Annotated in this window: 21 protein-coding genes; 10 read left to right on the forward strand and 11 right to left on the reverse strand. The window is 43.2% G+C overall.

Annotated elements, in window-relative coordinates:
* Positions 1 to 11 precede the first annotated feature (11 nt).
* Positions 12 to 1,154 carry a cytochrome-c peroxidase gene (locus tag BP27_RS0107465; RefSeq protein WP_027851017.1) on the reverse strand — a complete coding sequence of 381 codons (1,143 nt, stop codon included), beginning with the start codon at positions 1,152 to 1,154 and terminating at the stop codon, positions 12 to 14.
* A gap of 117 nt (positions 1,155 to 1,271) precedes the next feature.
* Between BP27_RS0107465 and BP27_RS0107470 the strand changes: the two genes are divergently transcribed.
* From BP27_RS0107470 to BP27_RS0107485, 4 genes are read left to right on the forward strand one after another with little or no spacing between them, the layout of a single operon-like run.
* A complete protein-coding gene (locus tag BP27_RS0107470; protein WP_027851018.1) occupies positions 1,272 to 2,543 on the forward strand; it encodes an imelysin family protein in 1,272 nt (423 codons plus the stop codon).
* Between the two features lie 24 nt (positions 2,544 to 2,567).
* Positions 2,568 to 4,016 carry a di-heme oxidoreductase family protein gene (locus BP27_RS0107475; protein WP_027851019.1) on the forward strand — a complete coding sequence of 483 codons (1,449 nt, stop codon included), beginning with the start codon at positions 2,568 to 2,570 and terminating at the stop codon, positions 4,014 to 4,016.
* The gene (locus BP27_RS0107480; protein WP_027851020.1) at positions 4,016 to 5,143 is read left to right on the forward strand and encodes an imelysin family protein; all 1,128 of its coding nucleotides are present in this window, start codon (positions 4,016 to 4,018) and stop codon (positions 5,141 to 5,143) included. Before BP27_RS0107475 ends, BP27_RS0107480 begins: the two co-directional genes overlap by 1 nt.
* 6 nt (positions 5,144 to 5,149) lie before the next feature.
* Positions 5,150 to 6,289: a DUF1513 domain-containing protein gene (locus BP27_RS0107485; RefSeq protein ID WP_036239741.1), complete on the forward strand. Its 1,140-nt coding sequence runs from the start codon at positions 5,150 to 5,152 to the stop codon at positions 6,287 to 6,289.
* 18 nt (positions 6,290 to 6,307) lie between these two features.
* Here the strand turns inward: BP27_RS0107485 and BP27_RS0107490 are convergent, their stop codons facing one another.
* Together BP27_RS0107490 and BP27_RS0107495 are read right to left on the reverse strand one after the other, a co-directional pair.
* Positions 6,308 to 8,038 carry a potassium/proton antiporter gene (locus BP27_RS0107490; protein WP_027851022.1) on the reverse strand — a complete coding sequence of 577 codons (1,731 nt, stop codon included), beginning with the start codon at positions 8,036 to 8,038 and terminating at the stop codon, positions 6,308 to 6,310.
* 100 nt (positions 8,039 to 8,138) lie between these two features.
* Positions 8,139 to 9,404: a type II restriction endonuclease gene (locus tag BP27_RS0107495; protein ID WP_027851023.1), complete on the reverse strand. Its 1,266-nt coding sequence runs from the start codon at positions 9,402 to 9,404 to the stop codon at positions 8,139 to 8,141.
* Between the two features lie 182 nt (positions 9,405 to 9,586).
* Here BP27_RS0107495 and dcm point away from each other — a divergent pair, with 182 nt between their 5' ends.
* Both dcm and dctP read left to right on the forward strand, forming a co-directional pair.
* On the forward strand, positions 9,587 to 10,942 hold the full coding sequence (gene dcm / locus BP27_RS0107500) for a DNA (cytosine-5-)-methyltransferase (RefSeq protein WP_027851024.1): 1,356 nt from the start codon (positions 9,587 to 9,589) through the stop codon (positions 10,940 to 10,942).
* A 230-nt stretch (positions 10,943 to 11,172) separates the two neighbouring features.
* Entirely contained in the window at positions 11,173 to 12,189 is a 1,017-nt protein-coding gene (dctP, locus tag BP27_RS0107505; protein ID WP_027851025.1) for a TRAP transporter substrate-binding protein DctP, read from the forward strand.
* Between the two features lie 111 nt (positions 12,190 to 12,300).
* Here the strand turns inward: dctP and BP27_RS0107510 are convergent, their stop codons facing one another.
* Positions 12,301 to 13,584 carry a TRAP transporter large permease gene (locus BP27_RS0107510; RefSeq protein ID WP_027851026.1) on the reverse strand — a complete coding sequence of 428 codons (1,284 nt, stop codon included), beginning with the start codon at positions 13,582 to 13,584 and terminating at the stop codon, positions 12,301 to 12,303.
* 20 nt (positions 13,585 to 13,604) lie between these two features.
* Positions 13,605 to 14,201 carry a TRAP transporter small permease gene (locus BP27_RS0107515; protein WP_027851027.1) on the reverse strand — a complete coding sequence of 199 codons (597 nt, stop codon included), beginning with the start codon at positions 14,199 to 14,201 and terminating at the stop codon, positions 13,605 to 13,607.
* Between the two features lie 186 nt (positions 14,202 to 14,387).
* On the opposite strand from BP27_RS0107515, the gene dtd reads away from it, so the two are divergent.
* Complete coding sequence (dtd, locus tag BP27_RS0107520; protein WP_027851028.1) at positions 14,388 to 14,828, forward strand: D-aminoacyl-tRNA deacylase; 441 nt, start codon at positions 14,388 to 14,390, stop codon at positions 14,826 to 14,828.
* Between the two features lie 19 nt (positions 14,829 to 14,847).
* Positions 14,848 to 15,624 (forward strand): SDR family oxidoreductase, encoded by a 777-nt coding sequence (locus BP27_RS0107525; RefSeq protein ID WP_036239742.1) that lies wholly within the window; start codon positions 14,848 to 14,850, stop codon positions 15,622 to 15,624.
* A 9-nt stretch (positions 15,625 to 15,633) separates the two neighbouring features.
* Here BP27_RS0107525 and abc-f read toward each other — a convergent pair whose 3' ends face one another.
* Positions 15,634 to 17,559, reverse strand: a complete 1,926-nt coding sequence (abc-f, locus tag BP27_RS0107530; RefSeq protein WP_027851030.1) for a ribosomal protection-like ABC-F family protein — start codon at positions 17,557 to 17,559, stop codon at positions 15,634 to 15,636.
* 44 nt (positions 17,560 to 17,603) lie between these two features.
* On the opposite strand from abc-f, the gene BP27_RS0107535 reads away from it, so the two are divergent.
* A complete protein-coding gene (locus BP27_RS0107535; RefSeq protein WP_027851031.1) occupies positions 17,604 to 18,191 on the forward strand; it encodes a TIGR02444 family protein in 588 nt (195 codons plus the stop codon).
* A gap of 48 nt (positions 18,192 to 18,239) precedes the next feature.
* Positions 18,240 to 18,938, forward strand: coding sequence for a BamJ family beta-barrel-assembly machinery protein (gene bamJ / locus BP27_RS0107540; protein ID WP_027851032.1), 699 nt, complete (start codon positions 18,240 to 18,242; stop codon positions 18,936 to 18,938).
* A 76-nt stretch (positions 18,939 to 19,014) separates the two neighbouring features.
* On the opposite strand, the gene pnp is transcribed toward bamJ, so the two are convergent.
* The 5 genes from pnp to infB all read right to left on the reverse strand — a co-directional run bounded on the left by pnp (position 19,015) and on the right by infB (position 25,708).
* Complete coding sequence (pnp, locus tag BP27_RS0107545) at positions 19,015 to 21,168, reverse strand: polyribonucleotide nucleotidyltransferase (protein ID WP_245597825.1); 2,154 nt, start codon at positions 21,166 to 21,168, stop codon at positions 19,015 to 19,017.
* A gap of 134 nt (positions 21,169 to 21,302) precedes the next feature.
* Complete coding sequence (gene rpsO, locus BP27_RS0107550; protein ID WP_027851034.1) at positions 21,303 to 21,569, reverse strand: 30S ribosomal protein S15; 267 nt, start codon at positions 21,567 to 21,569, stop codon at positions 21,303 to 21,305.
* A gap of 67 nt (positions 21,570 to 21,636) precedes the next feature.
* Positions 21,637 to 22,578: a tRNA pseudouridine(55) synthase TruB gene (gene truB / locus BP27_RS0107555; protein ID WP_027851035.1), complete on the reverse strand. Its 942-nt coding sequence runs from the start codon at positions 22,576 to 22,578 to the stop codon at positions 21,637 to 21,639.
* A gap of 15 nt (positions 22,579 to 22,593) precedes the next feature.
* On the reverse strand, positions 22,594 to 22,986 hold the full coding sequence (rbfA, locus tag BP27_RS0107560; protein WP_027851036.1) for a 30S ribosome-binding factor RbfA: 393 nt from the start codon (positions 22,984 to 22,986) through the stop codon (positions 22,594 to 22,596).
* A gap of 82 nt (positions 22,987 to 23,068) precedes the next feature.
* A complete protein-coding gene (gene infB / locus BP27_RS0107565; RefSeq protein ID WP_027851037.1) occupies positions 23,069 to 25,708 on the reverse strand; it encodes a translation initiation factor IF-2 in 2,640 nt (879 codons plus the stop codon).
* Positions 25,709 to 25,736: the final 28 nt, after the last annotated feature.

A 25,736-nucleotide genomic window follows, 5' to 3' on the forward strand; every position in this document is an offset into this window, starting at 1 on the left:
ATAGCTTTTATTCACTGGTCAGTTTCTAACAAAAACTCATAGCGCTTGTCGGTTAAAGTTTTCATAAAAGCCACTAGCGCATCTACCCGCCTGTCATCTAAAGCAGGGCCTAGCGTTAACAAATCCATTGAGATGTTTTCTGGTATCTCCGGATCACCCCAAGGCTCTCCTGTTTCTGGGTTAATCTGCCGCTTGGCCGCCTTACTATTAAACTTATTGTAAAAAAGCACCACAGTACGCAAATCTTTAAATACACCGTTATGCATATAAGGGCCAGTAACGGCTACATTGCGTAAAGTTGAGGTACGAAACTTGCCCCGTTGCGCTGGGTCGTTAACATCAGGGTGTTGAAACAAGCCTTCATCTAAAACCTTAACGCCGTTCATAGCGCGTAAAGCTTTATTTTCTGGCACACCTATATTGTGATACTCAAAATTAGTAAATACTTCACCTGCACGGTTAGGCGTAGTCTCTAACTGGTGGCATTGATTACAGTTAGTAAACTGTTGTGAAAAAAACAAGGTACGCCCTAATTCTTCTTCATCGGTAAAAGTGTACTCACCACGCAGTTCACGGTCATATTTAGAATCATAAGGGTTAAATAATTCCGTTCTTTCAAAAGCCGCAATTGCATCGGCCATAGCCTTATAAGCTGTTTCAGCATCTGCAAATACAGCCTCTCCATACAGCTGCTTAAAAGATTGAACGTAGCTAGGGTTAAGCTTTAATCTTGCCACCACTTCAGCAGCAGAAGTCATCCCCATTTCTATTGGATTTAGCGGCGGCCCTTCCGCTTGGTCTGCCAGGGTTGCTGCACGCCCATCTAAAAATAGACCGCCGGCATAAGTGCCGCTGGTTTTTAAGTGAAAGGGTGGAATGGCCGCTGTATAAGTAACCGTGGGAGCATTACGGTCCCCAAGGGAATGCCCGTCATCACCTAAAGAAACCGCAGCAGCCACACCCTTGCCACGCCCATCAATAAAAGCTTGTCCTGCTTGGTGGCAGGTTGCACAAGATTGAGTGTGGTTTTTTGATAAGGCAGTATCAAAAAATAGCGCCTGCCCTAACTGTTCTTTCTCTACCACTGCAGAGCTAGCTGCCAGTGGCAAACTAAACGCCAAACTAGCTAGAGCGAAGATACATTTGTTTCGCATAATGGATTCCTTTTACCCAATACTAAGTGATAACGATTTTTATTAAATTCTTATTTTCAATCATAATGAGAAGTGTTACTGTTAACAACGATTTTTACCTACCTCAAGGAGTTTTATATGCGTCTACTAACAGGGCTGGTGCTGGCCTTCAGTTTAACGGGCTGCGCTTCATTAACAACACCCTCTAAACCTACCGAACCCGCAGATATATTAAATACTTATAGTGATATCGCTGAAGCTAAGTACGGTGATTCAGTTATTCTAGCTAAAGAACTGCGTACTAAAATTCATGCTTTGCTAGACAACCCCAGCGAAGCTACTTTAGAAGCAGCTAAAACTGCTTGGCTTGCTTCACGAGTACCCTACCAACAAACCGAAGTTTACCGCTTTGGTAATGCAATTGTGGATGACTGGGAAGGCCGTGTGAATGCTTGGCCTTTAGATGAAGGCTTAATTGATTACGTGGATGCTTCTAGTTATGGCACTGAATCTGACGAAAACCTTTTCTATACGGCTAACGTAATTGCTAATACCCAACTGCGTTTAGGCAATCAAACCCTTGATACTCATAAAATCACTGCTGAACTGCTAGCTGAAACTTTGCACGAAGCCGATGAAAATGAAGCCAACGTAGCCACGGGTTACCATGCCATTGAATTTTTACTTTGGGGTCAAGATTTATACGGCACTGGAGCAGGTTCAGGTGAACGCCCAGCCACCGATTACAGCCTAGAAAATTGTACTGGTGGTAACTGTGATCGCCGCCGTGAATACCTAAGCGTGGCAACAGATTTGCTTATTGCTGACCTAGAAGAAATGGCAGCTAACTGGCAAGAAGGTGGTGCAGCTCGTGAAGACCTAGCCGCTAAAGGTACTGATGGTGGTTTAGCTACGATTTTAATTGGTATGGGTAGCCTTTCTTACGGTGAATTAGCTGGCGAACGCACTAAACTGCCGCTAATGCTGCATGACCCAGAAGAAGAACACGACTGCTTCTCAGACAACACCCACAACTCTCACTTCTACAACACGGTAGGTATGCGTAATGTTTACCTAGGTGAATACACGCGCATTGATGGCAGCCAAGTAAAAGGCCCTAGCATTGCAGACTTGGTTAAAGCTAAAGATGCTGCATTAGACAAGCAACTAGCCGCTGAACTGGATGCGTCTATTAATGCTGCTTCTGCCATTGTTAAATCAGCTAAACAAGGCACGCCTTTTGATATGCTTATTGCTGCGGGTAACCAACAAGGCAATGCGCTGGTACAGGGTTTAGTGGATGGCTTAACCACTCAGACTCGCTCAATTGAGGCAGCAATGGAACTTCTTAACCTTGAAAACACAGGTTTAGAAGGTTCTGACAGCCTAGATAACCCAGACAGCATTTAAAACCCTAACCTATGTCTAAAAAACATGTCTAACAAAACCTTGTTAGCCAATTTAACAATCAACAGCAGACTAGCAGCCCTAGTGCTGCTGTTGGTCGTTTCTTCTTGGCTAAATGCAACCCCCTTACTGCCAGGAGGTGAAACCACTGCAACGCATTTAAAAGGCAGGCATTCTTTTTCGCAACCTGCAAACAATATGTCCTTAGAAGAACGAATGGACTTTAACTTAGGCCAAGCCATTTTTGGCAAGCTCTGGGTTTCTTCACCAGCTTCCACTACGGCCAGCGATGGTTTAGGGCCACTGTATAATGCTCGTTCTTGTTTGCGCTGCCATGTAAACAATGGTCGTGGCAAACCACCTGAACCCGATACAGTAAATGCTAATGCGCGTTCTTTATTTTTACGTTTAAGCATTCCACCCCAAAACTCAGACCACCAAAAAATATTAGCCAGCGGCAAAGTTGCGGCTATTCCTGAGCCGGTTTACGGCGGGCAATTACAAGACCAATCCATACAAGGTTTGGCTGCTGAAGGACGCGTTAGCCTTACCTACACCTATTCAACGCTAACGCTTGCCGGTGGTGAACAGGTTGAACTACGCCAACCCCACTATTCTATTCGCCAGCTTGCCTATGGTGATTTACACCCACAAGTCCAGACATCAGCCCGTGTCACACCGCCCATGCTAGGCTTGGGTTTACTTGAAGCCATTCCAGAAAGCGAACTAGAAAAAAACGTAGCAACTCAAAAAGCCCACCCAGTAATAGCAGGTAAACTTAATAGAGTTTGGGATCACCAAGCACAAAAAACTGCAGTAGGGCGCTTTGGCTGGAAGGCAATTCACCCTAGCATTAAACAGCAAAATGCTGCTGCTTTTATTGAAGACATCGGTATTTCTACAACTATTTTTCCACAAGGTTACGGCGGCTGTACTAGCGCCCAAACCGATTGCCGCTTACTTCCTGATGGCAATAGTGAACACCTAGGCGGCGTAGAAGCTTCGCCAGTTATGACTCAAGTGCTAGAGTTTTATACGCAAACCCTAGCCGTTCCACCCAGACGCAATGCCCAAGATGCCCCAGTGTTAGCCGGTGAAAAACTTTTTAAACAGCTAGACTGTGCCGCTTGTCACCGCCCTCATTACACCACTGCAAAAAATGCCCAACCGCTCTTGGCAAGCCAAAGTATTTGGCCTTACACTGATTTGTTATTACATGACATGGGCGAAGGGCTAGCCGATAATCACAGCGAATTTTTAGCCAAGGGCAGCCAATGGCGCACACCACCACTTTGGGGTGTGGGTTTAACCCAGCTTATTAGTGGTCATTCCCAGTTATTACACGATGGCCGTGCTCGCTCTATTCAAGAAGCCATTCTTTGGCATGGTGGCGAAGCTGAAGCTTCTAAACAACAATTTATTACCTTGCCTAAACACCAGCGCCAGCAACTTATAAAATTTGTGGAGTCACTTTAATGTCCTCTTTATCTAGCTTTTCTACACCTAATTTTTCTACACTCGGCTTTTCCACGAAACTTACAGCCAAAGTCTCACTGATTGCTTTAGCCTTAACTGCTGCTAGCCAAGTTTTAGCAGCACCCAACGAACAACAATGGCAAGCCTATAACCAAGCAGCCATTAACCAGCAGATTATTCCTAGCTACCACCAATTAACCCAAGCCTTAGAGAATAGCGAAAAGAAAGCCGTTAGCTTGTGTAAAGCGCCAACCTCTATAAAGTTAGTTGCGGCACAGAAAGCTTATCAACAAGCCATGAATCAGTGGCAGGCGGTGCAACACATTCAATATGGTCCAGTGACTTTGTTAATGCGTAACTACGGCCTGCATTATTGGCCAGACAAACGCGGCACGGGCGCTAACCAATTACGCAGTGCTTTAGCCTTAGAAGATGCCGTTTATGATGACCAGTTTTTTAAGTCTTCTAGCATTAGCTTAAAAGGCTTTCCTGCCATGGAAAAGATTCTGTTTAGCAAAACAGCGGCAAAAGACCTGCAACCTTCGAGTAACGCCTGTCGATTTTTAACGGGTGTTAACCACTATATGGTTAAAGTGGCGCAAGAAATTGAGCAAGACTGGCAGTTACAGGCAGAAAGGCAGCTTAACCCAGGCGCTAACCCTTATTTTGAAACGGCTGCTGAAGCTGCTATTCCTTTAATGAAGTCTTTAGCTGAACCGCTACAAGTCATTTTAGATCATAAGCTAGATTACCCACTCGGCAGTGGTTTTGAAAAAGCCCGTTGGAGCAGAAGCGAATCTTGGCGCAGCAATCAATCCCTTAGCAACATAAACACCAACCTTGATGCCCTGCATCAACTATATAGCGGCTTTAAGCCGGTTAGCGTGCATTCTTTATTATTAGAAGTTGGTGAAAAAAACCTAGCTAGCAGTATAGAAAGCAGCTTTAAGCAGATTAATAAACAACTAAGCAAAATACCTGAAGTGAACCAGCAAGACTTAACTGAAAAAACTGATCAAGCGTTACGCCAACTTAGAGCCGACATTGAAACACTGCAAAATCACCTTCAACTTGCTATGGCGGCGTTAGATGTTCACCTAGGCTTTAACAGCCGTGATGGAGATTAGTTTTAAATGCGTATGAATCGCCGCCAATTGTTGAGCTGGTTAGCTGCTGCGCCCTTGTTGGCTAAAACACAGTTCAGCCTAGCCAATGACAAGCAGCGAATAACACAGCAGTTAATGAAGCAGCAGGCTGAACAGCTTTATGCTTCTGCCGCCAAAAAAACAGGTGGCGGCTATTATTTAAGTTTTTTTAATGGCTTAGGGCAAGAACAAACCAGTCACCCCTTGCCTTCCAGAGCGCACCATATTCTAGCCGACTCTAAACGCGGCTGGCTGTTTACTATTGCGCGACGGCCTGGGGAGTTTATTGATATCTATGACTATCGTAATAATCGCCCTTTAGCACATTTAAAAGTTCAACCGAACCACTACCTGCAAGGCCATGCGCTCTTGTCACCTGATGGTCGTTATTTGTACACCAGCGAAACCAGTTTAAAAGATGATCAAGGCCACCTGGTTGTTAGGGACTTAGAAAATAAGTTTAAACCAGTGAACAAATTGGCTACAGGAGGCATAGAACCCCATGAGTTTTTGTGGATGCCCGATGGTAAAACGCTAGTGGTGGCTAATGGTGGCATTGCAACTGAAGGACGCAAAAAGCTTAACCTAGAGACCATGCAGTCTTCTTTGGTTTACCTTAACAGCCAAACGGATGAAATAATTGAAAAGCAGCAGCTTGCTGATGAATATCACCAGTGCAGCCTTCGCCATTTAGATGTTGCTAACAATGGACAAGTGGTGGTTGCCCTGCAATACCAAGGTCACCCAGCCGACCAAGTGCCTTTAGTCTTGGCACACAAACAAGGAGAAGCACTTGAGACTTTAGCCATGCCCGAGTTAATTCGTAGCCAGTTGCAACAGTATTGCGGTAGTGCTTGTTTTGATAGCAGCGGTCAATTTGCGGCAGTTTCGTCACCGCGTGGTAATCAAGTTATGTTATGGGATATGCAGCAAAGAAGCTTTTTAAGCAGTATTTATGCAGCTGATGGTTGTGGCTTAGCAGCCACACAAAAAGAAGGGGAGTTTTTAGTTAGCACAGGGCGCGGCAAAGTTTATCAACTCAGTGCTTTAACAGGTAATAAGCAACTTTTACAGCTACAAGACGGCAACCTATGGCATTGGGACAACCATCTAACAGCAGTTACTTAAACCAAAAATTAACTGTTGTTAGCTAGCATTATCTAGGTATAAAGGCTTAAGCCCTACCTGTTCAATTTTGTTGTTTTCAACCTCAACCACTATCCAACGTATGCCGTGCCATTCCATCTGGTCACCCACCACGGTTTGGCCGCCAAAGCGCCGAATCAGCAGTTCACTTAAGGTCAGTCCAGCTTGTTCTGGGCTAATGGTTAAGCCATAAAGATCAGCTATGTCTTTCAGCGGTGCATCACCCGATAAAGTAAAGTCACCAAAGAAGGTTCGGCTCTTTTCTTTGTCTGGCTGAGAGTCACTGTTAAACATTTTGCTCAGTACGGGTAAATCTGATTCTCGGCCGATAACACACAGCTGATCGCCTTCCTTTAACTGAGTACTGCCCGAAGGGTGAATAAGCTTTCTACCACGGAACAGCGCAGCAATACGTGCGCCCGAAGGGAAACGTAAACAGCGCAGCTCCACACCATCTAAAGTACCGCCTTTCACTGAATAAACAAAAGTTTCAAAATCATCTTCAGCAAACACACCCAGCAAGGAGCGATTTTTAGGCATAAAACCAGCCGGCACTTCTACCTTTAACCAGCGTGCTGCCCAAGGCAAGCTTGCACCCTGCACCAACAGGGACATTAAAACTACAAAAAATGCGATATTAAAATACAAGCTGGCATTATCCACCTGAGCAATAACAGGGAAGATTGCCAAAACTATCGGCACAGCGCCACGCAAGCCCACCCAAGAAATAAAGGTTAACTCTCGCCAACTAAATTTAAAGAAGGGTTTTATACACAAGAGCACCGCAATAGGGCGCACAACTAAAATCATACCAATAGAAAGCAGCGTGGCAGGAATAGCTGTTTCAAGCATTTCATGGGGAGTTACCAGCAAACCAAGAATTAAAAACAAACCTATTTGACTTAGCCAAGCAAAACCATCGTGCACAGGTAAAACGTGCCCTAACTTAGCTGAACGACTATTACCTATCATTAAGCCTGCTAAATAAATGGCTAAAAAGCCGCTACCGCCCAGCATATTGGTGGTGGCAAATAAGGCTAAACCTGCACCAGTAATAAGTAGAGGGTAAAAACCAGTCGAAAGCTGTAGCTTTTTTAATACTTGTGCAAAAAACCAACCACCCGCAATACCCAAAGGAATAGCAATACCAAACTGCTGTACAAACATTAGCAAGGCACTGGCTAGGTCAGCACTATCTTGAGTTAACAGAGTAATTAAGGTGATGGTTAGAAAAATAGCCATAGGGTCGTTAGTGCCCGACTCTATTTCCAGTGTGGCACTGACTCGCTCATTTAGGCTAACACCTTTACCGCTAAGCATAGAAAAAACTGCGGCGGCATCCGTTGAACCCACTATAGCGCCTACTAATAAGCCTTCTAAAATAGAAAGGTTAAATATCCACATGGCTAGCAGGCCGGTTAGCCCAGAGGTTATTAACACACCACCGGTTGCCAGCACCAAAGCTGGACGCAAACCCACCCTAAAGGTTTTCATGCGAGTTCGCATACCACCATCAAGTAGTATGACTGCTAGGGCTAAATGCCCAATAACGTAGGCAGCTTCAAAACTGGCAAACTTTAAGCCACCTATGCCATCTTCACCTGCCAACATGCCCACGGCAAGAAACACCAAGAGTAATGGCATTCCGATACGTGCAGAAATAACCGTGGCCAAAATACTTAGGCACAGCAAAATAGAAACCACTAAAAACCAAGAATTTAAATCTTCCACAACAACTCTATAACTTTAGCCTTAAAAATAAGCATTAATTATGCCACAGATTGATGCCTGCTGTACCTGACAAACAAGTAGACTAGCTATAAGTGGACAACTAACTTGGCAGATGCTGCTGTGTTTCTTTAACTTCAAAAATAAAGCTCTTAAAACTAGCTATAAACTTGAGTTGGCTAGCAGTATAAGTTTGCTGAATGGGCAGAGGTACAACTAGCTTTACATTCATTTTGCTCATTTGCTTGGTTTGATCTTCTGATATTGCTGGCTCAAGGGTAATTAAGTGCTTAATTTTAATTTTTTCAGCTTCAGCTAAAACTTGTCGCCACCTTTCTTTACAGCTAGTTTTTGCCCCTAGCATTTTCAACTTGGCCACATCAAAAGTTTTATTGTCATAGGCTGCTTTTCCTGGAAAGAGAAAGTCAGGTCTTTGCTTTCCTTCTGTAAGCACATTGTTATCAAAGCTAACTTGGTTTGCGTGTAAAACTTCTGCTATATGATTTTCGAAAGAGTGCCCTGCTCTTGATTTTCTTCTGTTTTGTACACTTAACGAAAACTTAATGAAAGCATCCACATCATCGCCTTGCTCACCAAAGCCTTGCTTTAATTGTACTGCCACTAAATGACGCTCTAACAAACGAAAAAGATGTTCTTCTTGATCAAACCAAGTAATTAATGCCTGGTCAGGATCAGCGACCGGATCAACAACTTCAGCAACTTGGCTTCGTGAGTAAGCAGAAAACGACTTAGTTTTAGGAAACTCTGGACCATAAGTTTCTAAAATAGACTGAAGCTTTTTCTCATCACCTTGCCGGGATTTAAACAATTCAATGCCGAGCTGCGCTAACAAGGTTCTAACTGGAAAAATTATTTCTTTTTCAGTGAAGTTAACTTTCTTTAATGCGTTGGCTGGCTTTACATCAGTAGCTGCAAATAGTGCTTTAAGCTGCTGCTCCACTTCACTGTTTTGAGGTGCAAAAATCATATAGAGCGTATTTTCTTTAGTTAGAGCAATAAGAAAAAAATCATCTTCCTGAAGCAGCTGAGTAACCTCATTTTCTTTATAATAAAGTCGATACTCTGGCCCACGGTGTGGGCTTTCATACCTAGTGTTATACCAAGAAACTAAACAGTTACAAATATTTGGTTCACCTTCTTCATCTGCCATATAGACCATGGTTGCATCAAAGTTAACCACTTCACCTTTTTCAGGTCTCCCAAGATAGTCGGCAAAACCAGCTTTAACCAAGCCCCCAATTTCATGCTGGTTTGAGCCTTTTGTTTTACTTTTTCCTCTTGGCACATCAACCGCTTTAAGGTACTTAACAGCAACAGCATTAAAAACATCGGCTAGTTTTTCGTACATTAGCTACCTCCTTGTTTTTATTGACTCTAAGTGCTTAAAAATAGCGTTTAACTCTTAATAACTATACTTGCCTGTCATAAAAAACAACACTAAAACCACTAAAAGCTGTATGCAAGCACAGAAAGCTTGATTAAAAAGAACTATTATGTGACCATTCATCACCCATAATACCTGGTAACGCTATGAGCCAACTTGAACTAGACTATCTAAACTACAACCAAGACTTGCATAACGATTTATTCCTTATTTCTACATTATTAGAGGCTTACGATCAGAAGTTTATCGCTACACACCTCAATAAGTTACCCGGCAATAACTGGACTCGCGAAACAATCAATCGCTGGATAAAAGGGAAAGCCTCACCCAAGCTAAGTAAAGCCGAATACGAACACTTAGAAGCATTAGTGCCTAAAGCTTCGGTTACCCCTAATAACTATGACTTTAAATTTATTGATTTATTTGCTGGCATAGGCGGCATAAGAAAAGGTTTTGAAGAGCAAGGTGGTCTGTGTGTTTTTACTAGTGAGTGGGATAAATTTGCTAGACGTACCTATAAAGCCAACTTTGCCTGCGACAACTCTTTTCATACCTTCAATGAAGATATTCGAGATGTAACCCTCAGCAAAGATACCTCCAAAACTGAACAGGAAGCTTATAAGCATATTAATCAAGTAGTACCAGACCATGATGTGTTACTTGCTGGTTTTCCCTGCCAACCATTTTCACTAGCTGGTGTGTCTAAAAAAAATGCTTTAGGTGTTAAGCATGGGTTTGAGTGTGACACCCAAGGTACTTTGTTTTTTGATGTAGCAAGAATTATTGCCGCCAAGCGACCTTCAGCTTTTGTTTTAGAAAATGTAAAAAACCTTAAAAGCCATGATCGAGGCAAAACCTTTAAAATAATCATGAAAACTCTTGATGAGCTAGGTTACTCAATTGCTGACGCAGACCATCTGGGCGCCAAAGACCCCAAGATTATTAATGGTTGCAACTGGGTTCCTCAAAATAGAGAAAGAATTATTTTGGTGGGTTTCAGACGTGATTTAAATGTCCATGAAGGCTTTAGCCTTAAAGATTTACCTTTACCAGCTAACACACCATCTCTAGGTGATATTTTAGAACCAATTGTTGATGAGAAATACCTTTTGACACCCAAGCTTTGGGAATACTTATTTAACTACGCCAAAAAGCATCAAGAAAAAGGTAATGGCTTTGGCTTTGGGTTAGTAGGCCCTGAAGATAGGGCAAGAACTTTATCCGCACGCTATTACAAAGATGGCTCTGAAATTTTAATTGATAGGGGCTGGGATTTTGAAAAACCAATAACAGATAAAGCCAACCTTATAAATCGTCCTCGCCGTCTAACTCCCATAGAATGTGCAAGGTTAATGGGCTTCAATACGCCACAAGGTAATGAGTTTAAAATTCCAGTTTCAGATACTCAAGCCTACAAGCAGTTTGGCAACTCAGTGATTGCACCCATGTTTAGCGCCATAGCAAAACACATGAAGCCAAGAATAGTTTCCAGTAAATCCTAGTGGTTTTCTTGCCATCAATTCATATCTTTGTCATGGTTACGCTGAGTGTAATATGAGTAGGTTGTTAAATCACACGCTTACTCTGCCTGTTTAAACATGCGTAATAATGTCAGCAAAGGGAGGCACTGAAAATAAAAAAACCAGCTTTTATCTTGTATAAAGCTAGAGCGCGCAACAAGACGCTCTACTGAGTTAAAAATAAAAATCAGAGTATTCTGAAGGAGAAAACCATGAGCTTTTATAAAACACTAGGCGCAGCCGCTGTCTTTGGTCTATTTACTGCAGCAAGTGCTGCAAATGCAGATACTTGGCGTTTTGGCCTAGAAGAAATTGAGGGCAGTGTTCAAGCTAAGTATGCAGAAGCATTCAAAGAGCTTATTGAAGAAAAAAGTAAGGGTGATATCAAAGTACAACTACTGCCCTATGGTAAGTGGGGTTCTAGTTATTCAGAACTTTACGATGCGATTCAAGGCGGTGCTATTCAGGTAGGCTTTGGTTCTGGCGCTTTAGGTGGTACCGTACCAGAGAGTCAGCTACTTAACCTGAACTTTGTTATGCCCGCTGACCAGCTAAAAACGGTTAAAGTTTTAAACTCGCCTGAGTTTATTGAAAGTGAACCTTGGCAGCAGTCTTTCCGTCAACGTGGCCTAGTACCCTTGGCTGAGCTGGCAGAAGGTTACCAGGTATGGACCTCAAACAAGGCTATCGAAACTCCAGCCGATATGGAAAACCTAGCCATCCGTGTTATGGATAACAGCTTATTGCGCTCAACCTACAATGCCTATGGCGCATCACCCATTACCATTGCCTATGGCGAGCTTTATAGTGCATTACAGCAAGGCCAAGCTCAGGGTAATATTCAACCTGTTTTTGCTCATGAAGAAATGGGCTTCTACGAAGTACAGGACTATATGATCTTTGCAGGACAAGCTCAGTTTGTCGCAACCCTAATGGGTAACCTTGACTGGTACGAAGGGCTTTCTAATAAAGAACAAGCCATGGTTAAGGATGTAACTCAACAGCTAGTACAAACGGGTTACGACATTCAAAGCAAGTTCAATAAAGAACGCCTAGATACGATTAAATCAAAAAGCGATATTAATATTATCGAATTTAATGCCAAGCAACGTGAAGCGTTTCGTAAGCTAGCTGAGCCAGTGCGTCAGGTCTTTATTGATGAAGTGGGCGAGCGTGGTAAGCAGGCATTAGATATTTTAATACGCGAGTATGGTGCACCTAATTCTTAATTTTGCTATCAATGAATAGCTAATAGTAATAGCCTAAGCACTTTACTTAAAAGCCGCTGCAACGGATACATACTATATCTCTTGCAGCGGCTTTTTTATTAGCTAGCTATTTTACTGGCCACCTATGGAGGGTAAAAATAGTGATATTTGCGGAAACAGAATTAAAAGGATCGTTGCTAACAGTAAAATAAACACAAAGGGCGGTGTGCCTCGAATTACATCCATATAAGGTCTACGAAACACTGCTATAGCCGTAAAAATATCACAGCCAAATGGAGGTGTCGCTGAACCAATAGCAGCCTGCAAAGTAACAATAACACCCACATGAATTGGGTCTAAGCCAGTCGATTGAATCAGGGGTTTAAAAATAGGTACTAAAATAAGTATCACCACAATAGGGTCAACAAACATACAACCTATAAAAAAAGCGATAGCTATCAATAACAGCGCTAAGGTTTGGTTATCACCCACTCGCTCAATTGTTGGTCCAAGTAGCTGTTCGGGAACACCTGCAGTGCCCAAGGTTTGAGAGAAAGCAGCACCTATGGCCACTAAAATAAATACCACGGCGGTAATCATACCTGTCGAAAGCGCTAAACCACCTAGATCACTAACTTTAACTTTTCGATAGATAACTACTTCTAATAACAGCGCGTAGGCCACAGCTATAGCTGATGCTTCAACCGCACTAAAGTAACCACCATAAATACCACCCACCACAATAACCGGAAAACCCATGGCTAAACTAGCTTTGCGTAAAGCTCTTAAGCGTTCTGACCAAGAAGCTTTGGGGTCTGAGGGTATGCCTTTAACCCTTGCCCAAACATAACAATAGGCAGAAAACATCAGCATAATCATCAAGCCTGGCAAGATGCCTGCTAAAAACAAATCACCTATCGAAGCCTTCATTGCTACCCCGTAGATAATGAAGCCAATACTAGGAGGAATGAGCAGCGCAACATCACTGGCATTAATAATAAGCGCCAGCGCAAAAGAATCTGGATAGCCTTTCTCTAATAAGCGTGGACGCATAGGTCCACCCATAGCAACCACAGTTGCCTGAGTAGAGCCTGAAACAGCGCCGAATAAAGCACAGGAAATGGCAGTTGTAATAGGCAAGCCACCCCGAACATGACGAGTAAACGAGTCGACTAAATCAAGAAGGCGGTTAGCCGTATGGCCTTTAGTTAAAATATCGGCGGCAAATATAAACATGGGTACCGCTGCCAAAACCCAGCTACTGGCACCATTTGCCATCCAGCTAATCGCTTGGTCTGGACCAAAAAAGGTCATATCGGTGAACATCATAAAAAGTGTGCCAACGGCTAAGGGAACCATCATCGGGAACCCCAGTAAAAGCAGCACAACCATAGTGACCAGTAATAGAGTTAACATCTTGCGCTCCAAATCCGTTATTAGGTGTTTTCAGTAGGTAATTCTGAGTATTCTTCTTTTTCACGAAAAGAGCGGTAGACACCTTTACTCATGAGGTTACGCAGAATTGTTAAAACATACTGAATGCCCGCTAAACTAAACCCGATGGGTAGGGCTAGATTAACCATCCACATAGGTATTTGTAGCGCAGAGCTAGTACGTCCTCGGCTATATAGAGCCAGGTCGTATTGGGCAGATTTGTAAGCAAAATAAAACATTAAAGTGGCAGTACCCACACTAATAATAATCAATAAAATTTTACGTAGGCGATCATTCAGTAGGTCATAGACTGCCGACATACGAATATGCCTAGCATGGCGTGCAGCATAGGCAACACCAACAAAGGTTATAATAACAATCAACATTTCGGTAATTTCGTAGGTGCCAGGGATACCACGATTAAAAAACAAGTTACCTACCACATGGGCACTCATTAGGAATGCCATTATAAGTACGCAACTGGCTATAACCTTACGCTCAATCCAGCCAAGCCCCCTATCAATTGAGTCAAGAAATGAAAGGAACGCATTATGTTTAAGCTGTCCTTGGCTAGTATTGGTTTCATCCGAGCCGTCCATATTGCTTCTCCTGTAAACAAGTAACGAGCCACCTTATTGCTTGTATCAAGAATAGCCTGTAGCTTTCTTTTACCTCATTGAAACAAGCCTTTTGAAATGAAGAATGGCAAATGCATTTATGCATATCAAGCATTTTGATTATTTATTTTTATAGTAAAAACTACCTTGTTAAGGAATAACCCACAAATGAAGGCACTATTACAAAGAGTGAGTCGTGCAAAAGTAACCGTAGATAACCAGCTGGTAGGCGAGATAGGCACTGGTCTACTGGTGTTTTTGGGTGTAGATAAAGATGACACACCAGCCATAACAGAAAAATTATTACAGAAAGTTTTAAGTTATCGTATTTTTGCCGACGAAGCGGGTAAAATGAATCTTGGATTAAAAGAAACCCAGGGTGGTTTACTCGTTGTTTCTCAATTCACCTTATCTGCAGAAACGCATAAAGGGTTAAGGCCTGGCTTTTCTTCAGCCGCTGAGCCAACAAAAGGTGAATTACTCTATAATCACTTTTTAACCTCTGCCAAAGCTAACCACCCACAGGTTGCAAGCGGCCAATTTGGAGCCAACATGCAGGTTGAGCTCATTAATGATGGGCCGGTTACTTTTTTACTTGAAAGTAAATAGTGTTTTAAGGAGTTCTATCTTGAGTGAATCTACATCACGCCCCGTTGCCCTAGTGACTGGTGGTGCACAAGGTATTGGCCGAGCTATTTCTAGTGCGCTTTTACAGCAAGGTTGGCAGGTAATGGTTGCTGACATCGACGGCGAAGCTGGAACTGAATGCATTCATCTTTTTGACAGCTTAGGTAAGGTTGTTTTTCACCCTGTCGATGTTTCTCGCGAAGACCAAGTAAAAGAGTTAATTAAATTAACCAACGAAAAGTTAGGGCCAATTAACCTACTTGTTAACAATGCAGGTTTAGCTAACCCTTATACAGGTGCATTAGAAGACTTAGACCTAACCACTTGGCAACGCTACTTAGATGTTAATTTAACGGGCGTATTTTTGTGCAGCAAGTACGCTGCGGCAGATTTACGCGCTACCAAAGGCAGCATTATTAACCTTGGGTCTACGCGTGCAACTCAATCTGAACCCGACACTGAAGCCTATTCAGCTAGTAAAGGTGGCGTTATTTCTTTAACCCACTCTTTAGCTATAAGCTTGGGGCCAGATGTTAGGGTGAATGCAATTAGCCCAGGTTGGATAGAAGTAGGCGAGTGGCAAAAAAATAGCTCTCGCTATCAGCCATTCCATTCTGATGAAGACCACGAACAACACCCTGTAGGTCGCATGGGAAAACCCGATGACATAGCAGGTATGGTGTTGTGGTTAGCATCTGATTTGGCTGGTTTTGTAACCGGACAAAACTTTGTGGTTGATGGCGGCATGAGTCGTAAAATGGTTTATAAAGAAGACTAAAACACTGGTTTAATCTAGGCCTAGCTCTGCAGTGCGGCTTTCTAATTCCTCACTGCTTTCTAGCCATTGCATCTCAATACTTTCCAACTCTAGCTCTAACTGCCCTTGGTCTTTTAACAAGCTTTGTAATTCATCTTTACGCTGGTTATCAGTGTAGATATCTGTGTCTGCTAGGGTGTTTTCTATCGTTTTTAGCTGTGCTTGAAGCGTTTCAATTTGTTTTTCTAACTTGTCTACCTGTTTTTTTAACGGCCTCAATACTTCTCTAAGCCGAGCCGCCTCTTTGCGGTCGAGTTTTTTGTTAACCACTGGTGTGGCTGTTTCTTCTTGTGGCTTGTCGGCCTTCTCTACTCTACGCGCTGCCTGCTGACGTTCTTTTAACCATTGCGCATAATCGGTTAGATCACCATCAAAAGTTGCTACCTTTCCATCGGCAACTAGCCAGTATTCATCCACCGTATTGTTTAATAAATGCCGATCATGCGATACCACAATTACCGCACCCTCAAAGCCTTGTAGCGCTAGAGTTAAGGCATGGCGCATTTCTAAATCTAAATGGTTGGTTGGTTCATCTAGTAAAAGTAGGTTAGGCTTTTTCCATGCAATCATAGCTAAAGCTAAGCGGGCTTTTTCCCCCCCTGAAAAGCGACCCACCGCAGCCAGTACTTCATCACCCTGAAAACCAAAGCCACCTAAAAAATTGCGCAGCTCTTGTTCTTTTGCATCGGGTGACAAACGCTGAATGTGCAATAAAGGAGAAGCATCCACATCTAAGGCTTCTAACTGGTGCTGAGCAAAGTAGCCAATATAGAGGTGTTCACCTTGGGTGCGTTGCCCTGTAATGGGTGGTAAATCACCTACCAAGGTTTTAATTAACGTAGACTTACCCGCACCATTAGGGCCAAGCAAACCTATACGTTGCCCAGGATGAAGTGTAAAACCTACATTATCTATTATCGGCTTATTTGAGTAGCCTAGGTTGGCTTCTCGCATAACCAATAGAGGGTCTGAGGACTGACTGGCTTCTGGAAAAATAAAGTGAAAAGGTGAATCAACATGGGCAGCAGCGATTTTCTCCATGCGCTCTAAGGATTTAATACGACTTTGTGCTTGCTTTGCCTTGGTTGCCTTAGCCTTAAAGCGACGTATAAAGTTTTCCATGTGAGCTATTTCACGCTGCTGCTTCTCAAACATAGATTGCTGCTGCGCTAAACGCTCCGAACGCTGTCGCTCAAAAGCAGAGTAACCCCCTTTATATAGATGCAGCTGTTTATGCTCTACATGCAGCAGATGATCAACCACATTGTCTAAAAAATCTCGGTCATGCGAAATTAAAATTAAAGTGCCTGGGTAGCTGCGTAACCAACCTTCTAACCAAAGGGTGGCATCTAGGTCTAGGTGGTTGGTTGGCTCATCTAACAACATTAAATCAGATGGCATAAATAAAGTACGGGCGAGGTTTAAACGAATACGCCAACCACCTGAAAAACTGTCTACAGGGTTATTAAAAACTGCCTGTGGAAAACCTAACCCCGCCAAAAGCTGTTCGGCTTCGGCTTTTTTAGAGTAGCCTTGTAATAAATCATACTGACCATACAGCTCTGCTAAACGGTTGTTATCACCAGCTTTTTCAGCAGCGACTAAGTCTAGCTCTACCTGTTTTAACTCTTGGTGACCTTCTAACACATAATCTAAGGCTGCAAGCTGTAAACTAGGTACTTCTTGCGCCATGTAGGCAATGCGATCATAGCCAGACATTTGTAGCTCACCAGCATCTGGTGTAAGTTCACCTAGCAAGAGTTTGAACAGTGATGACTTGCCTGCACCATTGGCACCGGTTAGACCGACTTTCCAACCTGAATGTAGACTTACGCTGGCGTTTTCTAACAAGCGTAAATCACCGCGTTGCAGTGTCAGACCACCTAATGTCATCATAGTAACTACTCCCGACCTATTCCCATGATTTGGAAGGATAAAAAATGCTGCTGCATGATAACCCTTTCTGGCGTTTCTCGCTGAGCCTCTACCAGCTCAAGCGAATAAAAGATGCTTGTTTACAGCTTCAAGATGACAGCGGCGCTAATATTAATTTAGTTTTTTTTGCTATCTGGACAGCACAGCAGAGATTACGCTTTAGCCCTGACTGGCGAAATAGTTTTATACAGTTTGAAAACTGGCATAGAGATTACACCTTGCAGCTAAGGCGCCAGCGTAATGAATTAAAACTTATCGCTGAAAAAGCCGATAGAAATGAAGATGGCCCTTTGCATAGAATGCGTGAGCATATTCAAAAAGCCGAGCTATTAGCTGAGCAGCAAGAACAGGCGGTTCTTTATTTTTACTACCAAGAGCGTCAAGGTTTATTAGACTGTGAAAATCGTGAGGCAGCACTAATAGAGAACCTAGCCCATTGCTTTGATGATCCAAGATTAGTCGAAGATGAACCGCTTAAAGTGCTACTCAATATTATGCTAGATGAAAGAGACGTTGAGCTTACTTCGGTACGCCTAAGAGAATACCTAGAGAAACGTTTTATTCGCCAGCAGGGAACTAATCCCACCACCTAAACCCTAAACCAAGACTGCAAAACAATTAAGACTCACTAAGGAGTACCCATGTACAAATCTTTTGCCAAGCTAACGCTAGCTACCTCACTAAGCCTAGCTGTAGCACTACCTAGCCTTGCCCTAGCAGCACCCAAAACTGAAGAAGAACGCATTGGCTATAGCTTGGGCATTATGGTCGGTCGTCAATTACAACAAGACATTAGTGACCTAGACACTGATAGCTTTGGCGAAGCATTAAAAGACCTTTATGCAGGCAACACTCCAAGCCTAAGCGATAAAGAGATAGCACAAATTTTAGACCAACTGCAGCAAAAGCTAGCTGCAGAAGCACAAGAGCAGGCGGCAGTGGCTGCTGAAGAAAACCTAGCCAAAGGTGAAAAGTTTCTTGCTGCTAACGCTAAAAAGAAAGGCGTGAAAGTGACTGATAGTGGCTTGCAATACAAGGTTGTTAAAAAAGGTAAGGGTAACAAGCCTGCAGCTAGTTCAAGTGTAAAAGTGCACTACGAAGGCAAGCTAATTGATGACACAGTGTTCGATAGCTCTTATCAACGTGGTGAGCCTGTATCATTTAAAGTCAATCAGGTTATTTCTGGTTGGCAAGAAGCGCTACAACTGATGCCTGAAGGCAGTGAGTGGGAAGTGTATATTCCTGCAAACCTAGCTTATGGCCCAGCGGGTGCTGGTGGCTCTATTGGCCCGAACGAAGCCTTAGTATTTAAAGTTGAGCTGCTAGAAATAGAAGAGTAATTATTTCTAACGGTTAGAAATAAAAATCCCCGCTTAATGCGGGGATTTTTTTGCTTTAAATTAACTAGCTAGAAGATTAGGCTTCTGGATTTGCCGCAGCAAAGGCTGCTTTATCTTCTTCAGTTACTTCTTTAATAGACAGCTTAACGCGATTACGGTTATCGATATCAATGACCTTAACTAGAATTTCTTGTCCTTCAGTTAAGTAATCTTTAACTGCTTCAACACGCTTGTTATCAATTTGAGAAATGTGTACCAAACCATCTTGACCAGGCAAGAAGGTAACAAAAGCACCAAAGTCTGCTAGGCGTGCTACTTTACCCATATAAACTTTGTCTATTTCTGCAGAGGCGGTTAGGCCAATAATCATGTCGATTGCAGCTTTGGCAGATTCAGCAGAGTCACCAAATACTTTAATCTCACCTGTGTCATCGATATCAACCGAAGCACCCGTTTTTTCGGTAATACTACGAATCGTAGCACCGCCTTTACCTATAACATCGCGAATCTTGTCTGTATCAATTTTAATTGTGCTCATGGTTGGAGCATTATCAGACAGCTCAGTACGTGCTGAAGGTAGAACTTGATTCATCTGCTCTAGAATATCTAAACGAGCAACCAGTGCCTGTTCTAGCGCAGCTTCCATGATTTCTTCGTTAATACCTTCAATTTTAATGTCCATTTGCAGTGCAGTAATACCCGCAGCAGAACCAGCTACTTTAAAGTCCATATCACCTAGATGGTCTTCGTCACCTAAAATATCGGTTAATACAGCAAAGCGCTCGCCATCTTTCACCAAGCCCATTGCGATACCCGCTACAGGAGCTTTTAAAGGTACACCCGCATCCATTAACGCTAGTGATGAACCGCAAACCGAGGCCATAGAGCTAGAGCCATTCGATTCAGTGATTTCAGAAACAACACGTAGGGTGTAAGGGAAGTCTGCTTCTTTAGGCAGCATGGATTGAACACCACGCTTAGCCAAACGACCATGACCAATTTCACGACGCTTAGGTCCACCCATAAAGCCAGCTTCACCTACTGAGTAAGGAGGGAAGTTATAGTGGAATAAGAAGCTATCTTTAAACTCACCTTCTAGGCTTTCTATAATTTGCGCATCACGGCTAGTACCTAAAGTGGTTACTACTAACGCTTGAGTTTCACCACGGGTGAACAAAGCAGAACCATGAACCTTAGGTAGTACGCCAACTTCTATGGTTAAAGGGCGAACTGTTTTATGATCACGGCCATCAATACGTGGCGAGCCGTCTAGCACGTTGTTACGCACGACTTCTTTTTCAATTTGTGCAAAAACCGCTTTTACATCATCTTTTGAAGGTGCGGCTTCGGCATCGGTCACTAGCTGATCAACAACGCTTTGACGCACTTCACCTAAACGATCATAGCGCTGCATTTTGTCAGTAATTTTATAAGCTTCACGAATACCTGCTTCAGCTAAAGGACGCACTAGGGCATCGGTGCTGGTGTCAGCAGGTGCTGGCTGCCAGTCCCATGCAGGCTTGCCTGCTTCTGCAGTGAATTCTTTAATGGCTTGAATGGCCACTTGCATTTCTTGGTGTGCATAAAGTACGCCACCAAGCATTTGGTCTTCAGTTAGCTCTTTAGCTTCTGATTCAACCATTAACACTGCGCCTTCGGTACCTGCAACCACCATATCTAGGCGTGAGTCTGCTAGCTGTGCAGAGTCTGGGTTTAACATATAACCCTCAGCATCTGTGTAACCAACACGAGCTGCTGCTAAAGGCCCATTAAAAGGTACACCAGAAATGCTGAGTGCAGCAGAAGCACCTAACATTGCTGCGATATCTGATTCTTTACCACGCTCTGCAGAAACGACCGTACAGATAACCTGCACTTCATTCATAAAGCCTTCAGGAAATAGAGGGCGAATGGGGCGGTCGATTAAACGCGAAATAAGGGTTTCTTTTTCTGTAGGGCGGCCTTCACGCTTGAAGAAGCCACCAGGAATTTTACCTACTGCATAGGTTTTTTCTTGATAGAAAACAGCTAGAGGAAAGAAGTCTTGTGTTGGGTTAACGTCTTTTTTGGCTACAGCTGTACAAAGTACGCTGGTGTTATCAATAGTAACAAGCACAGCACCACTGGCCTGACGTGCAATACGGCCAGTTTCAAAAGTTACAGTGTTTTGACCATATTGGAAGGTTTTTTTGATAGCTACGGGATTCACAGATTTATCCTTTAAATTCATTTTTTTTCGCCATTAATTAGCCCCTTAATCATACGCTGACTGGCAGCACAAACAAAGCACTAGCGGCTAAAATGCAAAACCCCCCGCTGCTTTAGCAACGAGGGGTTTTAAGATTCGCTAGAGAATCTATAATTTTAGCGACGTAGACCTAGACGCTTAATTAAGTCTGCATAGCGAGTTACATCTTTTTTCTTCAAGTAGTCTAGCAATTTACGACGCTGACTAACTTTACGAATTAGACCACGACGGCTGTGGTGATCTTTCTTGTTGGTTTCAAAGTGCTTTTGTAGTGCAGTAATATCAAAAGTCAGTAGTGCTACCTGTACTTCAGGTGAGCCAGTATCTTTTGCATCACGAGCAAAATCTTTTACGATTTCTGCTTTACGTTCAGTTGTTAACATTTTAAAACTCCACAGTCGCTTAATAACAAGGGCAAAGCCGTGCGACGTTACAGCCTGCCTGAAAACTTTATTCTGCCTGGGCGGTACTTTGAATTTTAATGGGCTGGAGTAGCAAACCCGCTGCACTCTCCTGCACCTGACCTAAACCCAAAAAGTCTTTGCCTAAGGCATAAAGGCGCACATTTTGTCCGATAGTTAAGCTGGAGTCCAGCAATTTTATTGCCTGACCATTTAATACCTGCGCTGCTTCAACTTCATTTAGTTGATGTAGAGCTAAGTGCTTTACTAGATAGTCGGTGGGTTTTAGCCAGGCTGCAACGGCAGCTTCACCTTCTGTTTCATGCAGATTAATTAAACTTTGCAAGGTGACTAGCTCGTTAGCCTTTACACTGCCAGAAACGGTACGCCGCAAAGCACTTAAATAACCACCACTGCCTAGTGCCTTGGCGATATCTTCACCTAACACACGAATGTAAGTTCCTTTAGAGCAGCTAACTTCTAGGGTTAGGCTGTCGGCTGTAAAACCCATTAACTGTAAATCAAAAATAGTAATGTCTCTGGGTGGGCGTTCTATGCTTTGACCAGCACGAGCTAACTCATACAGTTTTTTACCCTGAAATTTTAGGGCAGAATACATGGGGGGTATTTGTTGTTGCTTGCCTAAAAAACCTGATAAAACTTGTTCAATTTTTGCCTGAGTCATTTCTGGTAAGGGGAAGCGCTCAAGCACTTCACCTTCAGCATCGGCCGTATCTCTTATTTCACCTAACTGAATGGTGGTTAGATAAGTTTTATTAGCTTCTAAGCCATAGCTAGCAAACTTAGTTGCTTCACCAAAACACAGGGGCAACACGCCCGTTGCTAGCGGATCTAAGTTACCCGTATGCCCAGCTTTTTTAGCTTTTAGTAACCACTTAACTTTTTGTAGCGCTTGGTTACTTGATAAACCTAGGGGCTTATCAAGCAGGAGAACACCATTAACAATTTTACGAGGAATCTTTTTTTGCATAGCAGTATTTAAGGATTATTCCTCATCTGAACCTTTAGCACGTTGAACGTCTTCATTCACTGCACGCTCAATTAAGCTGCTTAGGTACTGACCTCGAGCCACACTTTCATCATAGTGGAAGCGTAACTGTGGAATAACACGCAGCTTAATGCTTTGCCCAATACGTCCGCGTAAGAAACCTGCTGCGCTTTTCAGTATAGCTAGATTATCTTGAACAACTTCTGGGTTGTCTTCCTTACCCAGTATGGTGACATAAACATCAGCATAGCCTAGGTCTTTGCTAACCTTTACACCGCTCACGGTAATCATGGCATCAAGTCTTGGATCTTTAATTTCGCGTTGAATCATTACAGCTAATTCACGCTGCATTTGATCAGCAATACGGTCTAAACGACTAAATTCTTTCATAGCTGTCTTCCAATAAAAACAGCCTCGATTCTGATAAATCAGAAAACCGAGGCTGCTTAACGACTTTAGTTAACTCGCAGTATTAGAGGCTACGCTCTACTCTGACCTTGTCAAAAACTTCGATTTTATCGCCAGCTTTAACGTCATTGTAGTTCTTAACCCCAATACCACATTCCATACCATTACGGACTTCAGCAGCATCATCTTTAAAGCGGCGTAGAGATTCTAACTCGCCTTCGTAGATAACCACGTTGTCACGTAAAACACGGATTTTCTTATTACGGTAAACGGTTCCTTCAACCACCATACAACCAGCTACTTGACCTAGTTTTGGTGAACGGAACACTTCACGAACTTCTGCAATACCAACAATGTCTTCGCGGTATTCAGGAGCCAGCTTGCCAGACATAGCCTGTTTAACCTGGTCTATCAGTTCGTAAATAACGCTGTAGTAGCGTAAATCTATTTCTTCACGCTCAATGATTGCTCTAGCTGATGCATCTGCTCGCACATTAAAACCAAGCAGTATTGCATCGGATGCAAGCGCTAGGTTGGCATCGGTTTCAGTAATACCACCCACACCTGAAGAAACAACATTCACTTTAACTTCGTCTGTTTCTAGGTCTTTTAATGAGCTAATAATGGCTTCAACTGTACCGCGCACATCTGACTTAAGAATAATGTTAACGCTGGCAACTTCACCTGCTTCCAGGTGACCAAACACATTCTCTAGCTTAGCTTTTTGCTGACGTGCTAGCTTAACTTCTCGGTATTTACCTTGACGGAAGAGAGCAACTTCACGGGCTTTCTTCTCATCTTTAACAACCATAAACTCATCGCCAGCTTCAGGTGTTCCATCTAAGCCTAAAATTTCTACCGGAATGGATGGTCCAGCTGATTCGGTTTGTTTACCGTTTTCATCAATTAAAGCACGTACACGACCATAGTTAAGACCGGCAAGAACGATATCGCCTTTACGCAAGGTACCGTTTTGTACTAGCACAGTAGCAACTGGGCCTCGGCCACGGTCTAGACGTGATTCAACCACCACACCTTTACCCGGTGCTTCTGGTACTGCCGTCAGCTCTAGCATTTCTGACTGAAGTAAAACAGCTTCTAGCAGCTCTTCTAAGCCGGTACCTTTTTTGGCTGAAACGTGTACAAAAGGTGTATCGCCACCCCATTCTTCAGAAATAACTTCGTGCTGAGATAGTTCATTACGAATACGTTCAGGATCTGCGGTTTCTTTATCTATTTTGTTTACAGCAACAACCAAAGGTACGCCAGCAGCTTTAGAATGCTGAACGGCTTCTATTGTTTGTGGCATAACACCATCGTCTGCTGCAACTACTAGAATAACTACGTCGGTTGCCTTAGCACCGCGTGCACGCATAGCGGTAAAGGCTGCGTGTCCGGGTGTATCTAGGAAGGTAACCATATTTCCTGCTGAGGTTTCTACGTGGTAAGCACCAATATGCTGCGTAATACCACCTGCTTCAGCATCGGCTACACTGGCACGGCGTATGTAGTCTAGTAATGATGTTTTACCATGGTCAACGTGACCCATTACAGTAACAACGGGGGCACGGGTAATTTCCGTACCTTCGTAGCTAATTGTATCGATTACTTCGGTTTCTATAGCATTGTCTTTTTGCAGCTTGGGCTGGTGACCCATTTCTTCAACAACGATTGCTGCGGTATCTTGGTCTATTACTTGGTTAATGGTTGCCATAGCACCCATTTTAAACATGACCTTGATTACTTCAGAGCCTTTGACTGCCATACGGTCAGCTAGCTCTGCAACACTAATGCTTTCGGGAATAAGTACATCACGGGTTACAGGTGCGGTTGGCTTTTCAAAACCATGAGCACGCGCTGCACCACCAGAGGCACGACGACCACCTTTACGTTTTTCGTCTTTATTACCACGACGGCTTAAACGGCGATCATCAAAATTGTCTTCGCGCTTGCCGCCTGTCTTTTTACCACCAGCTGACTTACGGTTACCAGGCTTGGAGGTTTTAGGTTTATCATCGGCAGCTGCAACTTTAGTATTTTTTAACAAAGCTTCTTCTGGTTCCTCACGAGTGTCATCTTCAACACTGGTTACTACTGGATTAGATCGAGCTTTACGCGCTTGTTCAGCACGGCGCTTCTCATCTTGTTTACGACGCTCTTTATCTGCTTCTGCCTTTTTCTGGGCTTCTGCATCTAAAGCAGGTTCAGCGGCTTTAGCTTCTTGCTTAGCTTTACGCTGAGCTTCTTCTTCCGCTAAAGCTATACGTGCCGCTTCTTCTGCTTCACGGCGTGCTTTTTCATTGATTTTACGCTTTTCTTCAGCAGCAGCTTCTGCTTTTTGTAGCGCTTCTGCCTCAGCCGCTTTTTGAACAGCTTCTTGTTCTGCTTCTGCCGCTTTATCTGCTTGTTCTTCTACATCGCTACGCTTAACAAAAGTACGTTTTTTACGCACTTCTACATTCACGCTTTTACGACCATCTGTTTTTAACTTTTGAGTCGTTTTGCGTGTCATGGTTATACGCGTTGGCTCATCGCTACTGCCGCTTGCGCGCTTTAAAAACTCAAGCAGGGTATGTTTATCTTGTTCAGATACTTTTTGCTCTTCGCTTTTATGGTCTAGACCTGCTTTTTTCATCTGATCAAGCAGACTATCAACAGGTCGGCCTATGGCTTCTGCAAATTCTTTAACGGTATTCTCTGCCACTATGTATCTCCTCTAACTACGACCTAGT

The sequence above is a fragment of the Marinospirillum insulare DSM 21763 genome, assembly GCF_000686905.1.
Classification (GTDB): domain Bacteria; phylum Pseudomonadota; class Gammaproteobacteria; order Pseudomonadales; family Halomonadaceae; genus Marinospirillum; species Marinospirillum insulare.

What these genes read in the sequence shown, in the direction of transcription:
- BP27_RS0107465 (WP_027851017.1), bottom strand. Translation starts at nt 1,154, where the DNA reads ATGCGAAACAAATGTATCTTCGCTCTAGCTAGTTTGGCGTTTAGTTTG.
- BP27_RS0107470 (WP_027851018.1), top strand. Translation starts at nt 1,272, where the DNA reads ATGCGTCTACTAACAGGGCTGGTGCTGGCCTTCAGTTTAACGGGCTGC.
- BP27_RS0107475 (WP_027851019.1), top strand. Translation starts at nt 2,568, where the DNA reads ATGTCTAACAAAACCTTGTTAGCCAATTTAACAATCAACAGCAGACTA.
- BP27_RS0107480 (WP_027851020.1), top strand. Translation starts at nt 4,016, where the DNA reads ATGTCCTCTTTATCTAGCTTTTCTACACCTAATTTTTCTACACTCGGC.
- BP27_RS0107485 (WP_036239741.1), top strand. Translation starts at nt 5,150, where the DNA reads ATGCGTATGAATCGCCGCCAATTGTTGAGCTGGTTAGCTGCTGCGCCC.
- BP27_RS0107495 (WP_027851023.1), bottom strand. Translation starts at nt 9,404, where the DNA reads ATGTACGAAAAACTAGCCGATGTTTTTAATGCTGTTGCTGTTAAGTAC.
- dcm (WP_027851024.1), top strand. Translation starts at nt 9,587, where the DNA reads ATGAGCCAACTTGAACTAGACTATCTAAACTACAACCAAGACTTGCAT.
- dctP (WP_027851025.1), top strand. Translation starts at nt 11,173, where the DNA reads ATGAGCTTTTATAAAACACTAGGCGCAGCCGCTGTCTTTGGTCTATTT.
- BP27_RS0107510 (WP_027851026.1), bottom strand. Translation starts at nt 13,584, where the DNA reads ATGTTAACTCTATTACTGGTCACTATGGTTGTGCTGCTTTTACTGGGG.
- BP27_RS0107515 (WP_027851027.1), bottom strand. Translation starts at nt 14,201, where the DNA reads ATGGACGGCTCGGATGAAACCAATACTAGCCAAGGACAGCTTAAACAT.
- dtd (WP_027851028.1), top strand. Translation starts at nt 14,388, where the DNA reads ATGAAGGCACTATTACAAAGAGTGAGTCGTGCAAAAGTAACCGTAGAT.
- abc-f (WP_027851030.1), bottom strand. Translation starts at nt 17,559, where the DNA reads ATGATGACATTAGGTGGTCTGACACTGCAACGCGGTGATTTACGCTTG.
- BP27_RS0107535 (WP_027851031.1), top strand. Translation starts at nt 17,604, where the DNA reads ATGCTGCTGCATGATAACCCTTTCTGGCGTTTCTCGCTGAGCCTCTAC.
- bamJ (WP_027851032.1), top strand. Translation starts at nt 18,240, where the DNA reads ATGTACAAATCTTTTGCCAAGCTAACGCTAGCTACCTCACTAAGCCTA.
- pnp (WP_245597825.1), bottom strand. Translation starts at nt 21,168, where the DNA reads ATGAATTTAAAGGATAAATCTGTGAATCCCGTAGCTATCAAAAAAACC.
- rpsO (WP_027851034.1), bottom strand. Translation starts at nt 21,569, where the DNA reads ATGTTAACAACTGAACGTAAAGCAGAAATCGTAAAAGATTTTGCTCGT.
- truB (WP_027851035.1), bottom strand. Translation starts at nt 22,578, where the DNA reads ATGCAAAAAAAGATTCCTCGTAAAATTGTTAATGGTGTTCTCCTGCTT.
- rbfA (WP_027851036.1), bottom strand. Translation starts at nt 22,986, where the DNA reads ATGAAAGAATTTAGTCGTTTAGACCGTATTGCTGATCAAATGCAGCGT.